At 37.7% G+C, this 20,663-nt stretch carries 11 protein-coding genes; 10 read left to right on the top strand and 1 reads right to left on the bottom strand.

The genetic code is table 11. The features are described 5' to 3' along the window. Window positions 1-5 precede the first annotated feature (5 nt). Genes GWK10_RS11635 through GWK10_RS11590 form a run of 10 tightly spaced genes read left to right on the top strand, consistent with a single transcriptional unit; the run spans window position 6 to window position 19,481 of the window. A complete protein-coding gene (locus GWK10_RS11635) occupies window positions 6-1,589 on the top strand; it encodes a RagB/SusD family nutrient uptake outer membrane protein (RefSeq protein WP_164032537.1) in 1,584 nt (527 codons plus the stop codon). A 19-nt stretch (window positions 1,590-1,608) separates the two neighbouring features. Beyond that, on the top strand, window positions 1,609-3,246 hold the full coding sequence (locus tag GWK10_RS11630) for a glycoside hydrolase (protein ID WP_164032536.1): 1,638 nt from the start codon (window positions 1,609-1,611) through the stop codon (window positions 3,244-3,246). Window positions 3,247-3,273: 27 nt separating this feature from the next. Further along, on the top strand, window positions 3,274-4,854 hold the full coding sequence (locus GWK10_RS11625; RefSeq protein WP_164032535.1) for a glycoside hydrolase: 1,581 nt from the start codon (window positions 3,274-3,276) through the stop codon (window positions 4,852-4,854). Window positions 4,855-4,899: 45 nt separating this feature from the next. Further along, window positions 4,900-6,300 (top strand): sugar porter family MFS transporter, encoded by a 1,401-nt coding sequence (locus tag GWK10_RS11620; protein WP_164032534.1) that lies wholly within the window; start codon window positions 4,900-4,902, stop codon window positions 6,298-6,300. A 3-nt stretch (window positions 6,301-6,303) separates the two neighbouring features. Next, entirely contained in the window at window positions 6,304-7,017 is a 714-nt protein-coding gene (locus tag GWK10_RS11615) for an SGNH/GDSL hydrolase family protein (protein ID WP_164032533.1), read from the top strand. An 8-nt stretch (window positions 7,018-7,025) separates the two neighbouring features. Then, window positions 7,026-9,860 (top strand): sugar-binding domain-containing protein, encoded by a 2,835-nt coding sequence (locus GWK10_RS11610; RefSeq protein WP_164032532.1) that lies wholly within the window; start codon window positions 7,026-7,028, stop codon window positions 9,858-9,860. 51 nt (window positions 9,861-9,911) lie between these two features. Further along, on the top strand, window positions 9,912-13,232 hold the full coding sequence (locus GWK10_RS11605; protein WP_164032531.1) for a DUF5107 domain-containing protein: 3,321 nt from the start codon (window positions 9,912-9,914) through the stop codon (window positions 13,230-13,232). Between the two features lie 2 nt (window positions 13,233-13,234). After that, a complete protein-coding gene (locus tag GWK10_RS11600) occupies window positions 13,235-15,115 on the top strand; it encodes a sulfatase family protein (protein ID WP_164032530.1) in 1,881 nt (626 codons plus the stop codon). Between the two features lie 12 nt (window positions 15,116-15,127). Beyond that, complete coding sequence (locus GWK10_RS11595) at window positions 15,128-16,660, top strand: sulfatase family protein (RefSeq protein WP_164032529.1); 1,533 nt, start codon at window positions 15,128-15,130, stop codon at window positions 16,658-16,660. Next, on the top strand, window positions 16,647-19,481 hold the full coding sequence (locus GWK10_RS11590; RefSeq protein WP_164032528.1) for a sugar-binding domain-containing protein: 2,835 nt from the start codon (window positions 16,647-16,649) through the stop codon (window positions 19,479-19,481). The genes GWK10_RS11595 and GWK10_RS11590 overlap by 14 nt, the downstream gene beginning before the upstream one ends. A 9-nt stretch (window positions 19,482-19,490) precedes the next feature. Here the strand turns inward: GWK10_RS11590 and GWK10_RS11585 are convergent, their stop codons facing one another. After that, on the bottom strand, window positions 19,491-20,657 hold the full coding sequence (locus tag GWK10_RS11585) for a DUF1501 domain-containing protein (RefSeq protein WP_164032527.1): 1,167 nt from the start codon (window positions 20,655-20,657) through the stop codon (window positions 19,491-19,493). Window positions 20,658-20,663 lie beyond the last annotated feature (6 nt).

The following is a 20,663-nucleotide window of genomic DNA, read 5'->3' as shown; positions in this document are numbered from 1 at the left end:
AAACTATGAAAAAGACTTTTTTATTTATTGTAATTATTTGCACGGTAGGCATGAATGTCAATTGTAGCAAAGAAGAATTTTTAGATCAACCCCTAAGAGGTAGACAGCAATTAGATGATTTCTTTTCAACACCAGAGAATGCGGTTCTTTTTGTAAACGGTATTTATAACAAAGTTAATGGTGAAAGTTGGTTTCAAGCTAATTTTCCGCGTCAGATCAACGAAATGGCAACAGATGATCAATGGTCAGGAAATACTATACAGCCAAGACCTGACATAACAGGTATAGCGGCATATAATGTCTTTGCAGGTTCTACCTATTTTAATCTATTTTGGGAAAACCACTATATCGGTATAACAAGGGCAAATATCTCACTGGAACGTATCCCCAATGTTGATATAGATGATGAATTAAAAAATCGCTTAATAGCAGAGGCATCTTTTTTAAGAGCATTTTTCTATTTCGATCTGGTACGCAGCTTTGGCGGGGTACCCATAGTGACTACCTATAATGAGCTGCTGGAGCCAGAGATTCGTGATAAAACAAGAGCTTCAGTAGATGAAGTGTACGCTCTAATAGAAGAAGACTTGACTAAAGCCATAAGTGTATTGCCTTTAAGAAGTGAATACGCTGCTTCCGATCTTGGAAGAGCGACCAAAGGAGCTGCACAAACATTACTAGCAAAAGTATTTTTAACAAGAGAACGCTGGGCAGAGGCACAGGCTATGGCTTTGAATGTCGTACAATCTGGTGAATATACTCTAGAACCTGAATTTGAGAATATATATAGTGTTGATAATCCACATGGTGTAGAGTCTATATTTGAAATTCAATATATTAACGACCCACAATTTACAGATATTGGAGGGCAACTTTCTACTACCAATGGTAGTCGTGGCGATCAGGGCTGGGGCTGGGGTGTACCAACGAGTCATCTTGAAAATGCCTTTTTAAGTGAAGGAGATAGTATTAGGCTGCGTTCGACGATCATTAAGCATGGTGATCCAGTGTATGGAGACCCTGATGTAACCGAATTTGATGGCGAACCTAGCGAAAACAAATCAGGACGTACTAATAGAAAGTATTACATCCCTCTAGCTAAACGCCCCGAACCTTACCAAAGGGGACAGCACCCCCTTTCGTATATCCATTTAAGATATGCTGATGTTTTGCTTATGCATGCAGAAGCCGCGTATTTCAGCAACGACGAAAACACTGCTAAATCTTCATTAAAACTGATTCGCGATAGGGTTGAGTTGGATACCAATATGTCATTAACAGGTACTGCATTGCGCGATGCCATCTGGAAAGAAAGAAGGTTAGAATTGGCATTGGAGCAGCATAGACTTTTTGATTTAAGAAGACAAAAGGTAAACGGTATTTCCAGGTTGGCTACTATCATGGGGGAGAATGGTTCTTTTGTGAAGTACAATACAGAAGAAAGTACCGATCCTTTTGAGACAACTAATTTGGGAGAGGCTCAAGATAAAGGAATCTTATTTGATATAAACGTACATCTGTTATGGCCAATTCCACCGGCTGAAATACAATTGTCTCAAGGAAATATAACCCAAAATCCAGGATACTAATCATATTAGATTTTTAAACATGTACAATAACAAAATAGTTTCTATAATCTTTTACTTACTTCTATTGTTGATGACATGGAGTTGTGAAAAAGATAAATTCACAGATCCAAACGATCCTAGATTTGATCCAGAAGCAAGTGGAATTACACTAAATTTTGAAAATAGGTTTCAAACGATAGATCATTTTGGTGCTTCAGGTGGTTTCCAGGATCAATGGGTAGGTAAATGGCCAGATGTCTCTAAAGAACCTATAGCCAAACTTCTTTTCAGTTCTGAGACAGATTCCCAAGGTAATCCCGAAGGAATAGGTCTTTCATTATGGAGGACAATTATTGGTGATGGTGCGGCGGATCAGGCGAATAGTGGATTTACACCAAATTCGTGGTTTAGAGAAACAGAATGTTTTCTGGACGACCAAGGAGTTTATGATTTTACAAAGCAAGCGGGAGAGCAATGGTTTCTATCAAAGGCCAGGGAATACGGAGTATCTAAATTTACCGCTTGGGCAACGACCCCTCCTTATTTTATGACCAAAAATGGTTATACTTTTCGAACTAGTGGAGTAAATGGATTTAATTGTCCAGAAGAAAACTATGATGATTATGCAACATTTTTGGCCGATGTGGTAAAAAATTATGAAAATCAAGGGTATAATTTCGAAACTGTTTGCGCATTTAACGAAACGCAATATGAGTGGTCATTTGAAATTGGTCAAGCATCACAATCGGGTACCCAAGCATTAAACTCAGAAGTAGCGGCCGTTACAAAAATCATGGATGCAAAATTCACCGAAAAAGGTGTCAATGCGAAAATTATGATTCCCGAAGCTGGTCAACTAACCTATTTATACGAGGGTAATCAGAACACTACGAATCAAATAGATGAATTTTTTAATTCATCTGGGTCGAATTATGTAGGTGATTTAAGTAATATTTCTAATCACATAGCAGGACATAGTTATTTTAGTAATAGCACAACAAATCAGTCCCTCACCCAAAGAAAATCACTCCGTTCAAAAATAGAAAGTACTGGTGGAGGATTGGACTACTGGCAAACGGAATATAGTCTTCTTGGAACAGCTTATCAGCAGGGACAAGGTATTCCTAATTTAGAAGAAATAGATTATGCTCTTTGGCTAAGCCGAATAATTCATACAGATTTAGTTTTTGGTAATGCGACTGGATGGAGCTTTTGGACGGCCTTAAATCAGTCTACTTTCGGTGATCATCCTTTTAGGTTCAACCTTATATTATATGAACCAAATAGTAATGGCCCTTCACATACTGACGGCACCTTCTACGATGTAAAAAACCTTTGGGCTCTTGGAAATTTTAGTCGTTTTGTAAGACCAGGAATGGTGCGTTTTGAAGTAATAGATCCAGATTTTACTGATGACAATGCTTCTGTGGAGAATTTTATGATTTCAGGTTATACGAACTCAACATCCAAAGAAGTTGTTTTGGTCGTCATTAATAACTTAGAGGAAAGCAGAAAAATAGATTTTGAAGGCTATGGTGAAGTATTTGAGATTGAAGGAAATTTCTTTGACATATATACAACCTCGCAGTCTAGCAATTTGAAGAAATCAACCGCGACGTATGACAATATAAATATTCCGGCAAAATCAATCGTTACGCTCACGGGGAAATTAAAATAATCCACCGAAATTATAATTTGAATTTCATTGAAGAAAGGTTTACTTCATTTACTGAATAGAGTTAGTTTGATTTTAACGCTTTTAGTGAGTTGCGATACATTTTCGCAACCACTAAAAGTCGTTATTAATCATTCAAATACCTTTCAACAGATTGATGGCTTTGGAGCATCAGATGCCTGGAGGTGCCAATATGTAGGCGCTAACTGGTCTAAAACTAAAAAAGACAAAATTGCAACGCTTTTATTCAGTCAGGAAGATGATGCCGATGGTAATCCAAAAGGCATAGGGCTATCTATATGGAGGTTTTATATTGGTGCTGGTACAACCGAACAAGGGGCAGCTTCAGACATTAAAAATGAATGGAGAAGAGCCGAATCTTTCATAGATAGTAATGGGAATTATGATTGGTCAAAACAAGAAGGTCAACAGTGGTTCCTTAAAAAAGCAAAAGAGCACGGAGTTGAGCGTTTTTTGGCCTTTTCAATATCTGCTCCTGTACATTGGACTTTAAATGGAAAAGGATATGGAGAAGTGAATAATGGCCTACTAAATCTAAAAGAAAATAAATATCAGGAATACGCCGCATTTTTGGTAGAGGTGGTGAATCATTTCAAGCAGCAAGGTATTTACTTCAATTATTTAAGTCCTATTAATGAGCCACAATGGGACTGGGAAAAGAAAACTCAGGAAGGCACATCGGCCACTAATGATAATATCCATAGGCTTTCAAATTTGCTCGATGATGAAATTAAAAATAAGAGGCTCGCTACAAAAATAGTTTTGGCTGAGGCAGCGGATCTCCGATGGCTTTATTCAGATTTTAAGAAACCACGGCGCGGTAATCAGATCGAATACTTTTTTGACGGTAATTCTGACAACTCTCTTAAAAATAAACCGACGGTGGAAAATACCATCTCGGGACACAGTTATTTTACAACTTGGCCTGTGGATAGTTTGATTTCCATTAGACAAAAACTCAATGCTGAATTAAATAGTCATGATGTAGGCTATTGGCAGAGTGAGTTTTGCATACTTGAAAATACAGATGATATTGGAGGTGGAAGAAAAAGAGATCTAGGGATGGATACCGCTCTTTACGTAGCACGTGTAATACATGCAGATCTTACATTGGCCAACGCCAAATCATGGCAATGGTGGACGGCCCTTACCAATGCTGATTTTAAAGATGGACTTATTTATTTGGATACTGGAATTACGAATAAAATGTATGATAGGGAACTTTTAAAATACGATGGCGAATTTCATGACTCAAAATTGCTGTGGGCCTTGGGTAACTATTCTAAATTCGTACGCCCAGGGATGAAACGAATTGGCGTATCTCTAAATTCAAATTTATCCCTTAGAAAGCAATATGAAAACGTGATGATATCCGCATATTTAGATGAGAAAACTTCTAAAATTGTGACTGTTGCGATAAATTATAGCACCGAAGCGACGAAGATTAAGCTGGATGGCTCTTCGATTGATTTTAAGACCATGTTCGTAACTTCAAAAAATAAAAGTTTAGAAAAGACAACGATATTAAATAACGAAATTATACTTGAGCCAAGATCTGTTTCCACATTGGTAGGGGTTAGTGCAAATTAGTACAAAATCAAATTATCTTTAATAAACTGTAGAACAAGGCCCATAATGAAAAACACCAATTTTAATTTCAAGTATCTTTTATTTTTAGCGTTGGTTTCTGCCATGGGCGGGTTTTTATTTGGCTATGATTGGGTTGTTATCGGTGGAGCTAAACCCTTTTACGAACTATATTTTAATATCACAGGACAGACTACATTACAGGGTTGGGCTGTGAGCAGTGCCCTGATTGGATGTATTTTTGGTGCGGTACTCTCTGGAGCAATAGCAGATAGATTGGGCCGAAAAATACCTTTGATTCTGGCAGCATCCTTATTTATAGTGTCGGCCTTCGGCACTGGCTTTGCAGAAAACTTTACACCTTTTATTATCTATCGCTTAGTTGGTGGCCTGGGTATAGGATTGGCCTCGACATTGTCGCCAATGTATATTGCAGAAATTGCACCAGCAAAATACCGTGGCCAGTTCGTAGCAATTAATCAGCTTACAATTGTTATTGGCATTTTGGCAGCGCAAATTGCCAACTGGGTTATTGCAGAACCAATAAGTGAAGGAACCACTCCCCAAGCAATAGCAAATTCTTGGAACGGTCTTAGCGGATGGCGTTGGATGTTTTGGGCGGAATTGATTCCAGCGGGACTATTTTTTGTTCTAATGTTTCTCGTTCCCAAAAGTCCAAGGTTCTTAGCCAAAGTGGGCGATGAGAAAAAAGCCTTTAAGGTGCTTGAAAAAATTGGGGGCGCGACCTTTGCTAATGAAGAAGTGACAAACATAGAACGTACCCTTGAAAATGATAATAACGGAAAAATCACGATATCCGAATTAGGGGGTGTTAAGGTTCTTCCTGTTTTAATCATAGGGGTTATATTGGCTATCTTTCAACAATGGTGTGGCATCAATATCATTTTTAACTATGCGGAGGAAATCTTCGCTGCTGCTGGATATTCTGTTGGCGATATGTTATTCAATATCATTATTACTGGTAGTGTTAATTTGATATTTACCTTAGTGGCTATGAGAACAGTAGACAGCTGGGGCCGCCGAAAATTGATGCTGTTTGGTTCAATTGGACTTGCTTTAATTTATGCTCTTTTAGGTGGAGCCTATTACTTTGAGTTTAACGGTTGGCCAGTACTTGTCTTGGTTATTACTGCTATTGCCATATACGCCATGTCATTAGCACCGATTACATGGGTGGTTCTATCTGAGATTTTCCCTAATAGACTACGCGGTGTGGCTATGTCTATCGCCACACTGTCATTATGGATCGCTTCATTTGTACTCACGTTTACGTTTCCATTATTAAATGAGGCTTTAGGAGCATATGGCACTTTTTGGATATATAGTTTGATCTGTGTTTTAGGTTATATGTTTATCAAACGGAAACTACCTGAGACTAAAGGAAAAAGTCTTGAAGAAATTGAATTGGAACTGACAAAAAACAAGTAAGTAATGAAGAATTGGGTTTTGGCAATACTTATTTCATTGGCTTTTAGTTGGTCTTGTGCCCAAGAAAAGTCAAAATCTACGTATTTGGATTCCGTTAAGCTTGAATTGCATAAAAAATGGCCCAAGAACAGGACAATCAATCTTGTTTTTCATGGTCATTCGGTGCCATCGGGTTATTTGACGAAGGGAGTAGTAGACGCCTTTGGTTCTTATCCTTTTCTAAGTCTAAAAAGAATTAAGATAGATAATAAGTATGCAGTCGTCAACGCGATTACAACTTCTATTGGAGGAGAACAATCGGAGCAGGGAGCGCAACGTTTCCAAACGGAAGTTCTTAACCATAAGCCCGATGTGCTCTTTATTGATTATGCACTAAATGATCGCAGCATAGGTTTAGAGCGCTCGGCAACGGCCTGGGAAAAAATGATTGAAGAGGCGCTGGCTTACGGAACAAAAGTGATCCTTATGACACCGACTCCAGATTTAAGAGAGGATATTCAATCGAATGAAACTCCTTTGGAAAAGCACAGTCAACAAATTCGCAAACTTGCAGATGTCTATAATGTTGGACTAGTAGATAGTTATTCATTGTTCAGGGAGATTGCGAAAACAGAAGATTTAAATCTGTATATGGCGCAGAACAATCATATTAATAGAATGGGACACCAGGTTGTGGCAAATGCCATTTATGAATTTTTCAACTCCAAGAATGAGTAAATAGCAAAATGAAGCTTAAATATTTACATATAGTCGCTGTTCTATCAGTTTTTTTTATTTCCTGTGAAAAACAGGAGACGAAAGAAATTGACCTTTCTGGAGGCTGGTCTTTTCAGATCGATTCGCTCGACCAAGGAGTTCGTAAAAAATGGTTCATGAACCCCTTAAACGATTCCATTCAACTGCCAGGATCAATGGCCGAAAACGGCAAGGGAAATGAGATTTCAGTAAGCACCAAATGGACGGGCAATATGTGGAATGATAGCTTGTGGTATAAAAGCTCAAAAGCGACTAAGTATAGAGAAAAAGGTAATATAAAGATTCCGTTTTGGCTGAGTCCAAAAAAAACATATTATGGTCCAGCATGGTATAAAAAAACAGTGACAATTCCCGAAAATTGGAAAGAAAAGCAGATTTTTCTATTTCTTGAACGCCCGCATTGGGAAACTACCCTATGGGTCAATGATCAAAAAGTAGGTATGCAGAATACGCTGGCGACTCCTCATGAATATAAGCTGACGCAAATTCTTACTCCTGGTGAACATACGCTGACCATTCGAATAGATAATCGCATAAAAGACATCAATGTCGGAAAGGATGCCCATAGCATTTCGGATAACACCCAAACGAACTGGAATGGTATTGTTGGGGACATTAAACTAATGACGATTTCTAAAATTGCACTCGGAACTATACAACTATATCCAGATGTAACAAATAAAGAATTGAAAGTCAAAGGAATGCTGAAAACATCTGGTGAGCTACCAAAAACCGTTCAGCTCACTACAAAGGCCACATCCAATAAAAATAAGGAATCCATACAGTCCTTGACCAAGGAAATAGCGATCGCTACTGATGGTAGTTTTGAAATGATTTACCCTATGGGGGAATCCCCTATGCTCTGGGATGAATTTTCACCTAATCTTTACACATTAAGTCTGGAACTGGAAACAGGCCAAAACACGAGTAAAAAAGAAATTGTTTTTGGGATGCGTGATTTTACCGTTGAAGGAAAGCATTTTTCTATCAACGGAAGACCGGTGTTTTTAAGAGGAACCTTAGAATGTTCCATCTTTCCTCTTACAGGTTATCCCGCTACCGATGCTGCATCCTGGAAACATATTCTAAAAGTAATTCAAAGCTATGGGTTAAACCATATGCGTTTTCATTCTTGGTGTCCACCCGAAGCTGCGTTTCAGGCTGCCGATGAACTGGGAGTTTACCTACAAGTTGAAGCCTCGGCATGGACCAAAATTGGCGATGGAGAACCCATAGATGAATGGATTTACAAAGAAGCCGAGAGTATCATCAATAATTATGGTAATCACCCTTCCTTTGTAATGATGGCATACGGCAACGAGCCTTCGGGGAAAAACCAAAATCAATATCTGAGTAAGTTTGTAGACTATATGAAACAGTTAGATAATCGTCGACTTTACACAAGCGGTGCAGGTTGGCCTTTGCTTGATAATATTGATTTCTACAATCACAAAGGACCGAGAATACAAGGTTGGGCACAGGGGTTAAACAGTATAATCAATGCAAGACCGCCACAGACGGAGTTTGATTATACAGCACTGATACAGAAAACACCAATGCCTTATGTGAGCCATGAAATGGGTCAGTGGTGCGTTTTCCCGAATTTTAAAGAAATGTCCAAATATACTGGGGTATTGAAACCTAAAAATTTCGAGATTTTCAAAGAATCTTTAGAAGAAAACCATTTGGGTCATCTAGCTGATAGCCTTCTTTTGGCATCGGGAAAACTACAAGTACTTTGTTATAAGGCAGACATCGAAGCCGCGTTGCGCACCAAGGATATGGCTGGATTTCAATTGTTAGATCTACATGATTTTCCCGGACAAGGGACTGCGTTAGTAGGTGTTTTAGATGCATTTTGGGATGAAAAAGGTTATGTTACTTCTAAGGAATTTCGAAAATTCAATGACGTAACCGTACCATTGGTTCGTCTTAAGAAACGTATCTTTTTGAACAACGAAACCTTAAAAGCTCAAGTAGAAGTAGCACATTTTGATTCCAAATCCTTAAAACAAACTAAGACGACTTGGAAATTGACTAATGGAGAAGGAGATACTTTTTCTAAAGGAAGTTTTAAAAAGAAAAATATCCCGATTGGAAACGGTACCCAACTAGGGGAAATAGATGTAGATCTAAATGATATTGAAAAGGCTCAAAAACTAACTTTAGCAGTAACCATATCTGATAAAACGAATACTTGGGACGTTTGGGTATATCCTTTAAAGAAGGAAACCATTGCAAAAGAAAGTGAAGTTCGCGTGGTGGATAAACTTAATGCATCCACCTTAGCATATTTAAATAATGGAGGTAAAGTGTTATTGAATGTTTCAAAAGGAGACGTTAAACCAGAAAAAGGAGGTGATATAGGCGTAGGATTCTCAAGCATTTTTTGGAATACCTCTTGGACCAAGGGACAAAAACCACATACCATGGGCATTCTATGTAATCCTGAACATCCTGCTCTAAATGAGTTTCCTACGGAATACCATAGCAACTGGCAGTGGTGGGATGCTATGAGTCATTCCAACGCTATTGTTCTTGATGAATTTAGCGCTGACTTAAAACCCATTGTTCGTATCGTTGACGATTGGTTTCAAAACCGAAGAACCGCCTTAATCTTTGAGGTCCAGGTAGGCAAGGGTAAATTATTAGTTTCAGGTGTCGATTTGCATTCTAGTCTAAAAAATCGTCCAGAAGCAAGACAATTACGTTACAGCCTTGTCAAGTATATGGCAAGTGATCTATTTAACCCGAATATTAGCCTCAAAGAGGGCGAAATCAAAAATTTGTTTGTAAAAAAATAGAGTACGAAGTGATTTGACCTTATTACGTCAAATAGAATAAGTAAACAACCTATGAGTGCAGTAAAAGCTTGGAGAGAGAAAGTAACCATCCCGACCTACGAAATAGGGGAAGCGGAAAAATATCCGGTTTTCTTGGAAAAAAGGGTTTATCAAGCCAGTAGTGGCTCAGTCTATCCGCATCCCGTAGTCGAGCACATTAGTGACGAGAAGATAGATAAGGAATGGGATGCAATATTTATCGAGAACGATTATATTAAAATAATGGTACTTCCTGCATTGGGAGGGCGTATTCAAATGGCCTATGATAAAATCCGTGAGCGGCACTTCGTGTATTATAATCAGGTGATTAAGCCTGCTTTAGTAGGACTTACAGGGCCATGGATTTCTGGAGGAATTGAATTTAATTGGCCACAACATCATAGACCAAGCACTTACAATGCTGTAGATTCGTATATCGAAGAAAATTCTGATGGCAGCAAGACCATCTGGGTTAGCGAGTTGGAGCGTATGTTCCGCACAAAGGGTATGGCAGGTTTTACCTTATACCCTGATAAAGCATATTTAGAAATCAAGGCGCAGTTATATAATCGTACTCCACATCCACAGACTTTTCTGTGGTGGGCTAATCCAGCTGTTGCCGTAAATGATCATTATCAATCTGTTTTTCCTCCTGATGTAAATGCTGTTTTTGATCATGGAAAACGTGATGTTTCTGAATTTCCTATTGCAAAAGGAGAATACTACAAGGTAGATTATTCACCAGGTACCGATATCTCAAGATATAAGAATATTCCAGTACCAACATCATACATGGCCATAACTTCTAAATACGATTTTGTAGGTGGTTATGAAAATGATACAAAAGGCGGATTATTGCATGTAGCCGATCATAATGTATCTCCAGGGAAAAAACAATGGACATGGGGTAACGGCGATTTTGGTAAGGCATGGGACAGGAACCTTACTGACGAAGATGGCCCTTATATTGAGTTAATGTGCGGTGTTTATACTGATAATCAGCCCGATTTTTCTTGGATGCATCCTTATGAGGAAAAGAGCTTCAAACAGTATTTTATGCCTTATTATAATGTAGGTGTTGTAAAAAATGCGACGAAAGAAGCCTTAGTGAATTTAGAGGTTGACCAACATCAAGCAACCATAAAAGTATATGTTACATCAAATTATCCTGAAAGTCTTGTTACATTTTCTGATAAGAATAAGATCTACCTTGAAGAAAATATTGATTTGAGTCCTCAAATAGGGTTTGAAAAAGTAATTTCTATTGGTGACGCAACTCAGGAAGGTCTTACGGTTACAGTGGAAGACAGAGACGGAAATATGTTGGTTTCATGGTCTTTGGAAAATTATGATCATCAAGAAATTCCGGAACCAGCTAAAGCAGCAAAAAAACCAAAAGATATTGAAACTGTTGAGCAGCTTTACATGCGCGGGTTACATTTGGAACAATATAGACATGCTACCTATGACCCGACGGCATATTATTTGGAAGGACTTTCCCGAGAGGCTAAAGATGTGCGCTGTAATAATGCCATGGGACTTTGGTATTTGAAAAAGGCGCAATTCAAAAAGGCACTTTTCTATTTCGAAGCTGCAATCGAGACCCTTACCCAGCATAATCCCAATCCCTATGATGGTGAGGCATACTTTAATAAAGGCCTTGCACATAGATTCTTGGGTGAGAACGAGAAAGCCTATGCTGCTTTTTTTAAAGCTTGTTGGAATGCAGCCTGGCAGGATGCGGGTTATTTTAATCTGGCGCAATTGGATTGTGCAAAAGGAAATATAGACAAAGCACTGGAGCTAGTGGATAAGGCACTTCTCAAAAATTGGCACAACCATAAAGCGAGGCACTTAAAGGTGATGATCCTTCGCAAAATGGGACGCTTAGAAGAAGCCCAGAATTGGATATCTGATTCCCTTGCAATAGATAAATTTAACTTCGGTGTTCTTTTTGAAGAGTATATCATCAATAAAAATGATGCATCGTTAATTGCTTTTAAAAAACTTCTTCGCGATAACGTACACAACTACATTGAGTTTTCATTGGATTATGCACAAGCTGGATTCTATAATGACTCCATTAGTTTGATGGAAGTATATACCGAAGGTAAAAAAGAAGTATACCCTATGGCCCATTATTTTTTGGGTTGGTATCATGAACAAGCCCAAAATAATGAGGAAGCTAAAAACCAATACCAGAAGGCACAACGAATGCCATCAGATTATTGTTTCCCCAATAAGTTAGAAGAAGTTGTTGTATTACAAAGTGCCGTTGGCATGAATCCTTCTGATTCCAAGGCTTCCTATTATCTAGGTAATTTTTGGTATGCTGCAAGACAGTATGATAATGCTCGAGAATGTTGGGAAACTTCTTTAGCGAATGATGGGATAAATGCCATCTGTTATAGGAATCTCGCTCTCTTCTACTACAACAAATCCAATAAAAAGGAATTAGCGAGAGAATATTTGGAAAAGGCTTTTGAGCTTGATTCAAATAATGCAAGACTTTTGATGGAACTTGATCAGTTGTACAAAAAAGTTAATGTTTCGGTAGACAAACGATTAAAATTGCTAGAGGCGAATCCTTCGCAAAGGGAATCGCGCGACGATCTCTACTCAGAACGTATTACACTATTAAGTTTCAAGGGTGAGTATGAAAAAGCTTTGGAACTTTTGAAAAAAAGACAATTTCATCCTTGGGAAGGGGGTGAGGGTAAGGCGCCCTTTCAACATATTACTATAAATGTTGAGCTAGCCAAAGAATATTTACAGGCAAATGATTTTGATGGTGCAATCAAACATTTGGAAGCTGCTCAAATTTATCCTCATAATCTAGGTGAGGGAAAACTTTTTGGAGCACAGGAAAACGATATTTTTTATTGGTTGGGCTGTACATATGAAAAATTGGAGAATACTGAGAAAGCTGAGGAATATTGGAAAAAGGCATCGGAAGGATTAAGCGATCCAAGTCCGGCAATGTTCTATAACGATCAGCAGCCGGACAAAATCTTTTATCAAGGTTTGGCCTTAATAAAACTAGGTAGAAATGAAGAGGCAAAAGTTCGTTTTAAAAACCTAATTGATTATGGTAAAAAGCACCTTAATGATGAAGTTAAATTAGATTATTTCGCCATTTCATTGCCAGACTTGTTGATATGGGAAGAAGATTTAAATGTTAGAAATCATATTCATTGTCAGTATTTAATAGGATTGGGCGAATTAGGAATGGAAAACTTTGACAAAGCAATTACAGCTTTTAAAAATGTACTCGATAAAGATTTATATCATTTATCTGCACATCTCCATTTTAAAATGGCTCAGCAATGGGAAAATAATTATTTAAGCATTTAAGCATGGACTGCAATTACAAGTTAATAATAGCGCTTTTTTTTATAGTTACAAATAGTGTTTTAGGACAGGAACGACCTAATATATTATGGATAACTATAGAGGATACTTCTCCACAATTCATAGGTGCTTATGGTAATACCGAAGCGCGTACTCCAGTCATTGATCAACTTTCAAAAGAGGGTGTGCGCTTTACTAATGCTTTTTCGACAGGAACGGTATGTTCTCCCAGTAGAAGTGCAATTATTACTGGTGCTCGCACCTACGAGATGGGTACGGGACATCACAGAAGTGCTTTTCCTATACCTGATTATATTCATGGTTTTCCTTATTACATGAAAAAACAAGGATATTATGTAACTAATAACCGCAAGACAGATTACAATGTGGCCAATGTCAAAGAATTTACACAAGAAACTTGGCATGAAAGCTCAAATAGAGCTGGATGGTGGGGGCGTAAAGGGAGCGAACCCTTTTTTGCTGTTTTTAATTTTGCAGAGTCGCATCAATCAAGGACCATGACTAATAGTTATGAGTGGTATTTGAAGCACGTTTTAGAACACTTACCCAAAGAAAATCAAATTGCTGAGGATGCGTTTACGATGCCTCCTTTTTATAGAGATTCTCCCCAAATGAGAAAACAATTTGCCCGCGTATACAATTCTATAAAATTAACAGATTTACGCATAGGAAAACTTCTTCAAAGATTAGAAAAGGACAATTTAAGGCAAAATACCATTATCATATTTTATGCTGATCATGGCGAGGGTATTCCAAGGGGTAAGACAAACGGGATAAACCTAGGATATAGAGTGCCATTTATCATATGGTTTCCAGAAAAATTTAAACATCTATCCCCTTGGGGGACAGGGGGTGTAGTTTCGGATGAACTTATAACCTTTGAAGACCTTGCCCCTTCAATGGTAAGTTTAGTCGGTGGAAGAGTACCTGATTATATGAACGGACGTATTTTAATGGGAAATAAAAGAAATACACCAACAGATTATGTAATACTTTCATCTGATCGGGCAGATAATGGTAATGATTTAGTACGAAGTATTACAGATGGCACCTACATGTATTCTCGAAATTATATGCCTTTTGTACCAGAAATGCGCTATCTGAATTATGTAGAAATAGCAGAGATTACACAACAAATGAGAGATGATTTGCAAAATGATCTTCTTAATCCCTTACAGCGGAAACTCTTTTCTCCACGTTCTCCCGAGGTCCTTTTTAATATTGAAGAAGATATTTGGGAAACAAATAATCTAATTGATAGTAAGGGTACTAGAAAAATTCTAAAGACTATGCGCACCCAACTGGATGAAAAACTTATAAAATCGCATGATATCCATTTTCTTCCAGAGTATGAAATTGAGAAAATATCAAAAAACACCACACCTTATGAGTATAGAATGGGAGCTGAATATCCCTTTAAACAGATTTATTCAGCTGCGTCAATATCAGGTAAAAAAGGAGAAAGTGTAATCCAGAAACAAATTGAACTGTTAAGTAGTAAAAATAAGATTGTCCGGTATTGGGCAAGTATGGGATTAATGTCGCAGGAAAAGGGTCTACTTGACAAATATCAAACTCAGCTTATAAATTTTTTGGAGGATGACTACGAGCCAGTAAGTATTAATATGGCGACAATATTATTTCAAAAGTACAATGATGTAATTGCCAAAAAGAAACTTATAGCGTATTGTAAAAGCAAAGATTCCCATTTGGTATTGATGACCATCAATAATTTACTTTATGTTGATTATAAGGAGCCTTTTATTGAAACTGTACAATTTGTAAATGCACTAACCACTCACAAAAGATTTGTGAAAGACGCTTGTAAGGATTTCTTGCATATCACGGGAGTTACTAATTATTAAAATGAAAAATCAATGTTTCCAGTAACAAATTTACTACTATCGTTTTTCGTTTTGAACGCATTTTTAGTTTTCGCACAAGAAATCAAAATTGGAAAAGAAAAACCCAATATCGTACTGATTTATGTTGATGATTTAGGGTATGGAGATATCGGTGTGAACGGAGCTATTGGGGTCAAAACCCCAAATATTGATAAATTAGCAATCAAAGGCATCAATTTTACCGATGCCCATGCCACAGCGGCTACATGCACACCATCACGTTATTCCCTGCTAACTGGTCAGTATGCCTTTAGAAATAAAGCTCATATTATAAATGGTGATGCCCCTCTTATTATAGACACAGAGATGCGAACCTTGCCAGATATGCTAAAAGATGCGGGCTATACTACTGGGGTTGTTGGCAAATGGCATTTGGGACTTGGAAATGGTAAAGCTAATTGGAATGGCACGGTAAGCCCAGGTCCAAAAGAAGTAGGTTTTGATTATAGTTTTTTGATTCCAGCTACAGGAGATCGTGTACCAACCGTATACTTGGAAAATCAAAAGGTTGTAGGGCTAGATTTAAATGACTCTATAGCGGTAAGCTACACAACACGTTTAGACGGTTATCCTATCGGTACAGAACATCCTGAATTATTAAAACAACACACCGATGGCCAACATCTAGGAAGTATTACAAATGGTATAAGCCGTATAGGTTACATGAAAGGCGGTAAAAGCGCACTTTGGATCGATGAGGAAATTCCTTTTGTACTTACAAAAAAGGCCAATAGCTTTGTTGATATCAACAAAAAGAATCCTTTTTTCCTCTTTTTCTCGCTACATGATATTCATCAGCCTAGAATTGCAAATATCAAATTTGTGGAAGCTAGCATTATGGGACCGCGAGGCGATGTCATCGCGCAAATGGACTGGTGCGTTGGACAAATAATAGAGAAGTTGGAAAAGTTGAACCTTGTGAATAACACCATGATCATCTTTACCAGTGATAATGGCCCCATACTGGATGATGGTTATTTGGACTATGCACGTGAACTTGTTGGAGAACATAAACCTGGAGGAGTGTATCGAGGTTCCAAGTATTCTATTTACGAGGCTGGAACACGGATGCCAACAATTATTTCTTGGCCAAAAGCGATACGTCCGGGTACCAGTCACGCACTGCTCTCTCAAGTGGATTTATATGCGTCTTTAGCCAAGTTAGTAGGTCAGAAACTTAAAAAAGAGGATGCAGTTGATAGCGAGGAACATCTGAAGGCCTGGTTGGGTAAAAAGACAAAGGGTAGAGAAATATTGTTAGAAGAAGCCTATGCGTTTGGACTACGAATGAATGATTTCAAATATATAATGCCTAAAAAGAGCAATAAAATTCCTCCATGGATCACAAGAAAATTTGTTGACCCAGGCTTCAGCATCGAGCCTCAACTTTTTAATTTGAAAACAGATCCTTCGGAAAGTAAAAATATTGCTTCAGAACATCCTGACATGGTAAATAAAATGCAGAGGCTACTTAATAACATACTTGAACCAAATGAGTCAAAATAGAGCACTAAATCATTCCAAAAAGACAATAGAATCTTGGCACCTCATCCTTTTTTTTATTGTACTGATTTTACTCAGCTCTGGATGTGGTCCTAAACAAGAAAACACCATTTCATTGGAAGGTGAATGGCAAGTGAAATTAGATTCATTGAGTATAGGAGAAACTGAAAATTGGGCCAATGATAGTTTTCAAGGTTTGCCTATCAATTTACCTGGCACGTTGGATGATGCCGAAATAGGGAAACCAAATACTCTAAAACCCGAACTAAACAATTATGTGCTATCTAATTTAACGCGTAAATACCAATATATAGGGAAGGCGTGGTATCAAAAAGAAATAGAAATACCAAGCAATTGGAAGGGCAAGAAAATTGGCCTAACAATAGAGCGGGTTATATGGGAGTCCACTGTTTTTGTGGACGGAAAAGAAATAGGAAAAGCTGAAAGCCTGATTGGAAGCCACGAATACGATCTAACCGAGGCACTCTCGCCCGGCAAACATCTGCTAACCATCCGTATAGATAATAGTAACAAATATCCGTTGATTAATGTGCCTGGAAACAAGTACCCCGATCCAATCAATCAAGATATGGCTCATGGTTACACCAATCATACTCAGATAAAATGGAATGGTATCTTGGGAGACATTACGTTAGAAGCTGATGGAAAAAATGCTCCCTTTAATCTTCAGGTATATCCAGACTTGAAGAATAATGCACTACAAATTACCTATGAGCAAGAAAAGATTAGTGAAACCGAGATGGTTTTTGAGCTAGTGGATGCTAAGGGAGAAAAATTGTATGCCGAACCTATTGGAAATATAGAAAAGGAAGCAAACGTAATCAGCTTTCAAATCGAACGCCCTCAGGAATTGAAATATTGGGATGAGTTCAATCCCAATATTTACGAGGTAAGGATTATTTCAGGTATAGATACTTTAAAGACCTCTTTTGGTTATAAAGAAATTGCTCAACAAAATGGAGACCTTACCTTAAATGGTAAACGCATTTTTTTAAGAGGAAATCTGGAATGTTCTATTTTTCCACTAACCGGTCATCCGCCTATGGAAAAAGAAGGTTGGGCAAAACTAATACATCAGGCAAAAGCTTATGGGTTGAACCATTTACGCTTTCACTCCTGGTGCCCCCCAAGAGCTGCCTTTGAAGCAGCCGATGAGGCAGGTTTTTATTTTCAGGTAGAACTTGCCCATTGGAGCCTTCGCGTGGGAGAGGATAAAAAAACCACGGAATTTTTAAGAAGAGAAGCGGATAAATTATTAAGGGATTATGGTAACCATCCATCTTTTATCCTGATGGCATTGGGTAATGAGTTGCAAGGGGATATTACACTATTGAACCAAATAACGGCTGAGTTAAAAGAAAAAGATAATCGCCATTTATATGCAACAACTGCGTTTTCGTTCCAAAAGCCGGCTGGCCAGCGTCCAGAACCCGAGGACGAATATTTTATAGCACAATGGACTGATAAAGGTTGGATACGTGGTCAAGGTATTTTCAATAACAAAGCCCCCCATTTTAATACAGATTATTCAAAGAATAGCGGGCATGTTGAAATCCCACTAATTTCTCATGAAATAGGACAGTATGCAGTGTATCCCGATATGTCCGAAATTTCGAAATATACTGGCGTTTTACAACCTTTGAATTTTATTGCAATACGTGACGATCTGAAAAATAAGGGACTGCTAAATTTTGCCAATGATTTTACAAACGCATCTGGAAAATTAGCGGCCTTATTGTATAAAGAAGAAATAGAACGTGCTTTAAAAACTCCCAGTTTTGATGGCTTTCAATTATTACAATTGCAGGATTTTCCCGGTCAAGGCACAGCATTAGTGGGTCTTCTGAATGCCTTTTGGGAGTCTAAAGGGATAATTTCTGCAGAGGAGTTTCGAAAGTTCAATAGTGAGGTTGTACCACTTATTCGTTTCGAAAAAGCAGTATACGAGTCAGGAGAACGATTTAGCGCATCAGTTGAGGTAGCGAATTTTTTTAAAGAAATGCAAGCCCAAACTCTAGATTGGACAATTAAGGATGCTGTAGGGAATACGATTAAAAAAGGAACATTAAGTAATGTCAATTTAACAATAGGCAATAATCAAGATTTAGGTATAATCGACATTCCTATTCAGACCGATAATGCTCAACACTGGATAGTAACGGTTTCTTTAAAAGACTCTGCTTATGAAAATAGTTGGTCCATTTGGGTATATCCAGAAGAGGTGTCTATAAGTTCTAAAGAGGTTTTGGTTACTGCCTCCATAGACGAAGCGACCGTTGCACTAGGGCAAGGGCGGAAGGTTTTGCTGAATCCCAAACCAATATCTCTTGAAGGAATAGAAGGTCGTTTTGTGCCTGTGTTTTGGAGTCCGGTACATTTTCCTAACCAACCTTCTACTATGGGTTTATTGATGGATGACAAACACCCAGCCTTAGCAAAATTTCCAACTAGTACCCATACCGACTGGCAGTGGTGGAATCTTTGTATCAATTCAAAATCCGTTAGTATTGATTCATTGAATGTAGATCCTATCGTGCGAGTAATAGATAATTTTGTAACAAATCGAAGTTTATCAAATTTATTTGAAGCTAAAGTAGGCGAGGGCAAACTTGTTTTTTCTTCTATTGACTTATTGTCAGACTTAAAGAATAGGCCCGTGGCTAGGCAATTAAGACACAGTCTATTAAACTATATGGAAAGTGATAATTTTGTACCATCAAAATCACTTAATATCGATTCTTTAGAAAGTGTGCGTTTGAATAAAAGTCAAAATAATTTTTCTACAAAAGATATTTATGATTAAAGTGAGCTTTTAAAATAAGCTTTCAAGCGACTTATTGTTAATACCAATTAATTTGGGGTCAAAATTCATACGGTTTTTTAATAATCTTGCGTATACACTTCTAAAGTCAATATCATATACTAAATCTCCATTACTTAAATTTTGTAGATCTGGATTTTTACCAATAATCTGTCCGTTAGAATTACCACTTATAATAAACATTGGGGCAGCAGTACCATGATCAGTTCCGCTACCATTATCTTTGACTCGTCTACCAAATTCAGAAAAGACCACAATTGTTGTGTCTTGCATCAAATTAGCCTGTTTCATGTCTTTGTAAAAACTACTAATCGCACTGTCTAATTCGGTAAGACGTCGTTTATGCAATGGTATTTGATTATCATGGGTATCAAAGCCTCCTAACGATGTATAATAAACTTTTGAGTTGAGGTTACCTTTTATTAATCTGCCAATCCATTTTAAATGATTCGCCAGTTTGGATTTAGGATAGGTGAGCTCTTCTTTTGATCTACCTAAAGCTTCCTGAATACTTTCAGAACCTTCTGTTACAGATTGTGCAATTTTCATTACAAAATCTAGTTGTGGGTTATCATCTAATTTAGATTCTTTAGCTGTGTTCCCACGGACTTTAAAACTATTTGGATTTTTAACTGTAATTGTATTAGGTACTTCTCCCTTAAATGCCAAATTATCTATTGCATCAATGTTAATTCCCGCGGTAGGAGTATGATCTTTACATTGTAAATCAAGAAAGCGTCCTAACCAACCATTAGTTAAGTATTGGTCCGCTTCAGATGCTGTTTGCCAGATTTCTTGACTCCTAAAATGTGACCTATTGGGATTTGGGTATCCTACATTTTGAATTATTGTCAAGTCGCCATTTTGTTGAATATCTCCTAGTCCCTTCAAGTCAGGATGTAGACCCATACCCTGATTCTTAGCAATTACTTGATCTTGTTTAATTCCAATTTTGGGCCTAAGGTCATAATAGATAGGATCAGAAAATGGTATATACGTATTTAAACCATCGTTACCTCCATTCAATTGTACAAATACCAAACAGTGATTTTCTGATGCTTTTTGTTTTTGTCTTGCGAAAGCATATAAAAATTCAGGCAAGACAAGTGCACCACCCGTAAATGTTCCTGTAATCGATAAGAAAGTTCTTCTTTTCATAATAGG

The organism is Spongiivirga citrea (genome assembly GCF_010671565.1).
Classification (GTDB): Bacteria; Bacteroidota; Bacteroidia; order Flavobacteriales; family Flavobacteriaceae; genus Spongiivirga; species Spongiivirga citrea.
This window is presented reverse-complemented; position numbering and strand designations above follow the sequence as displayed.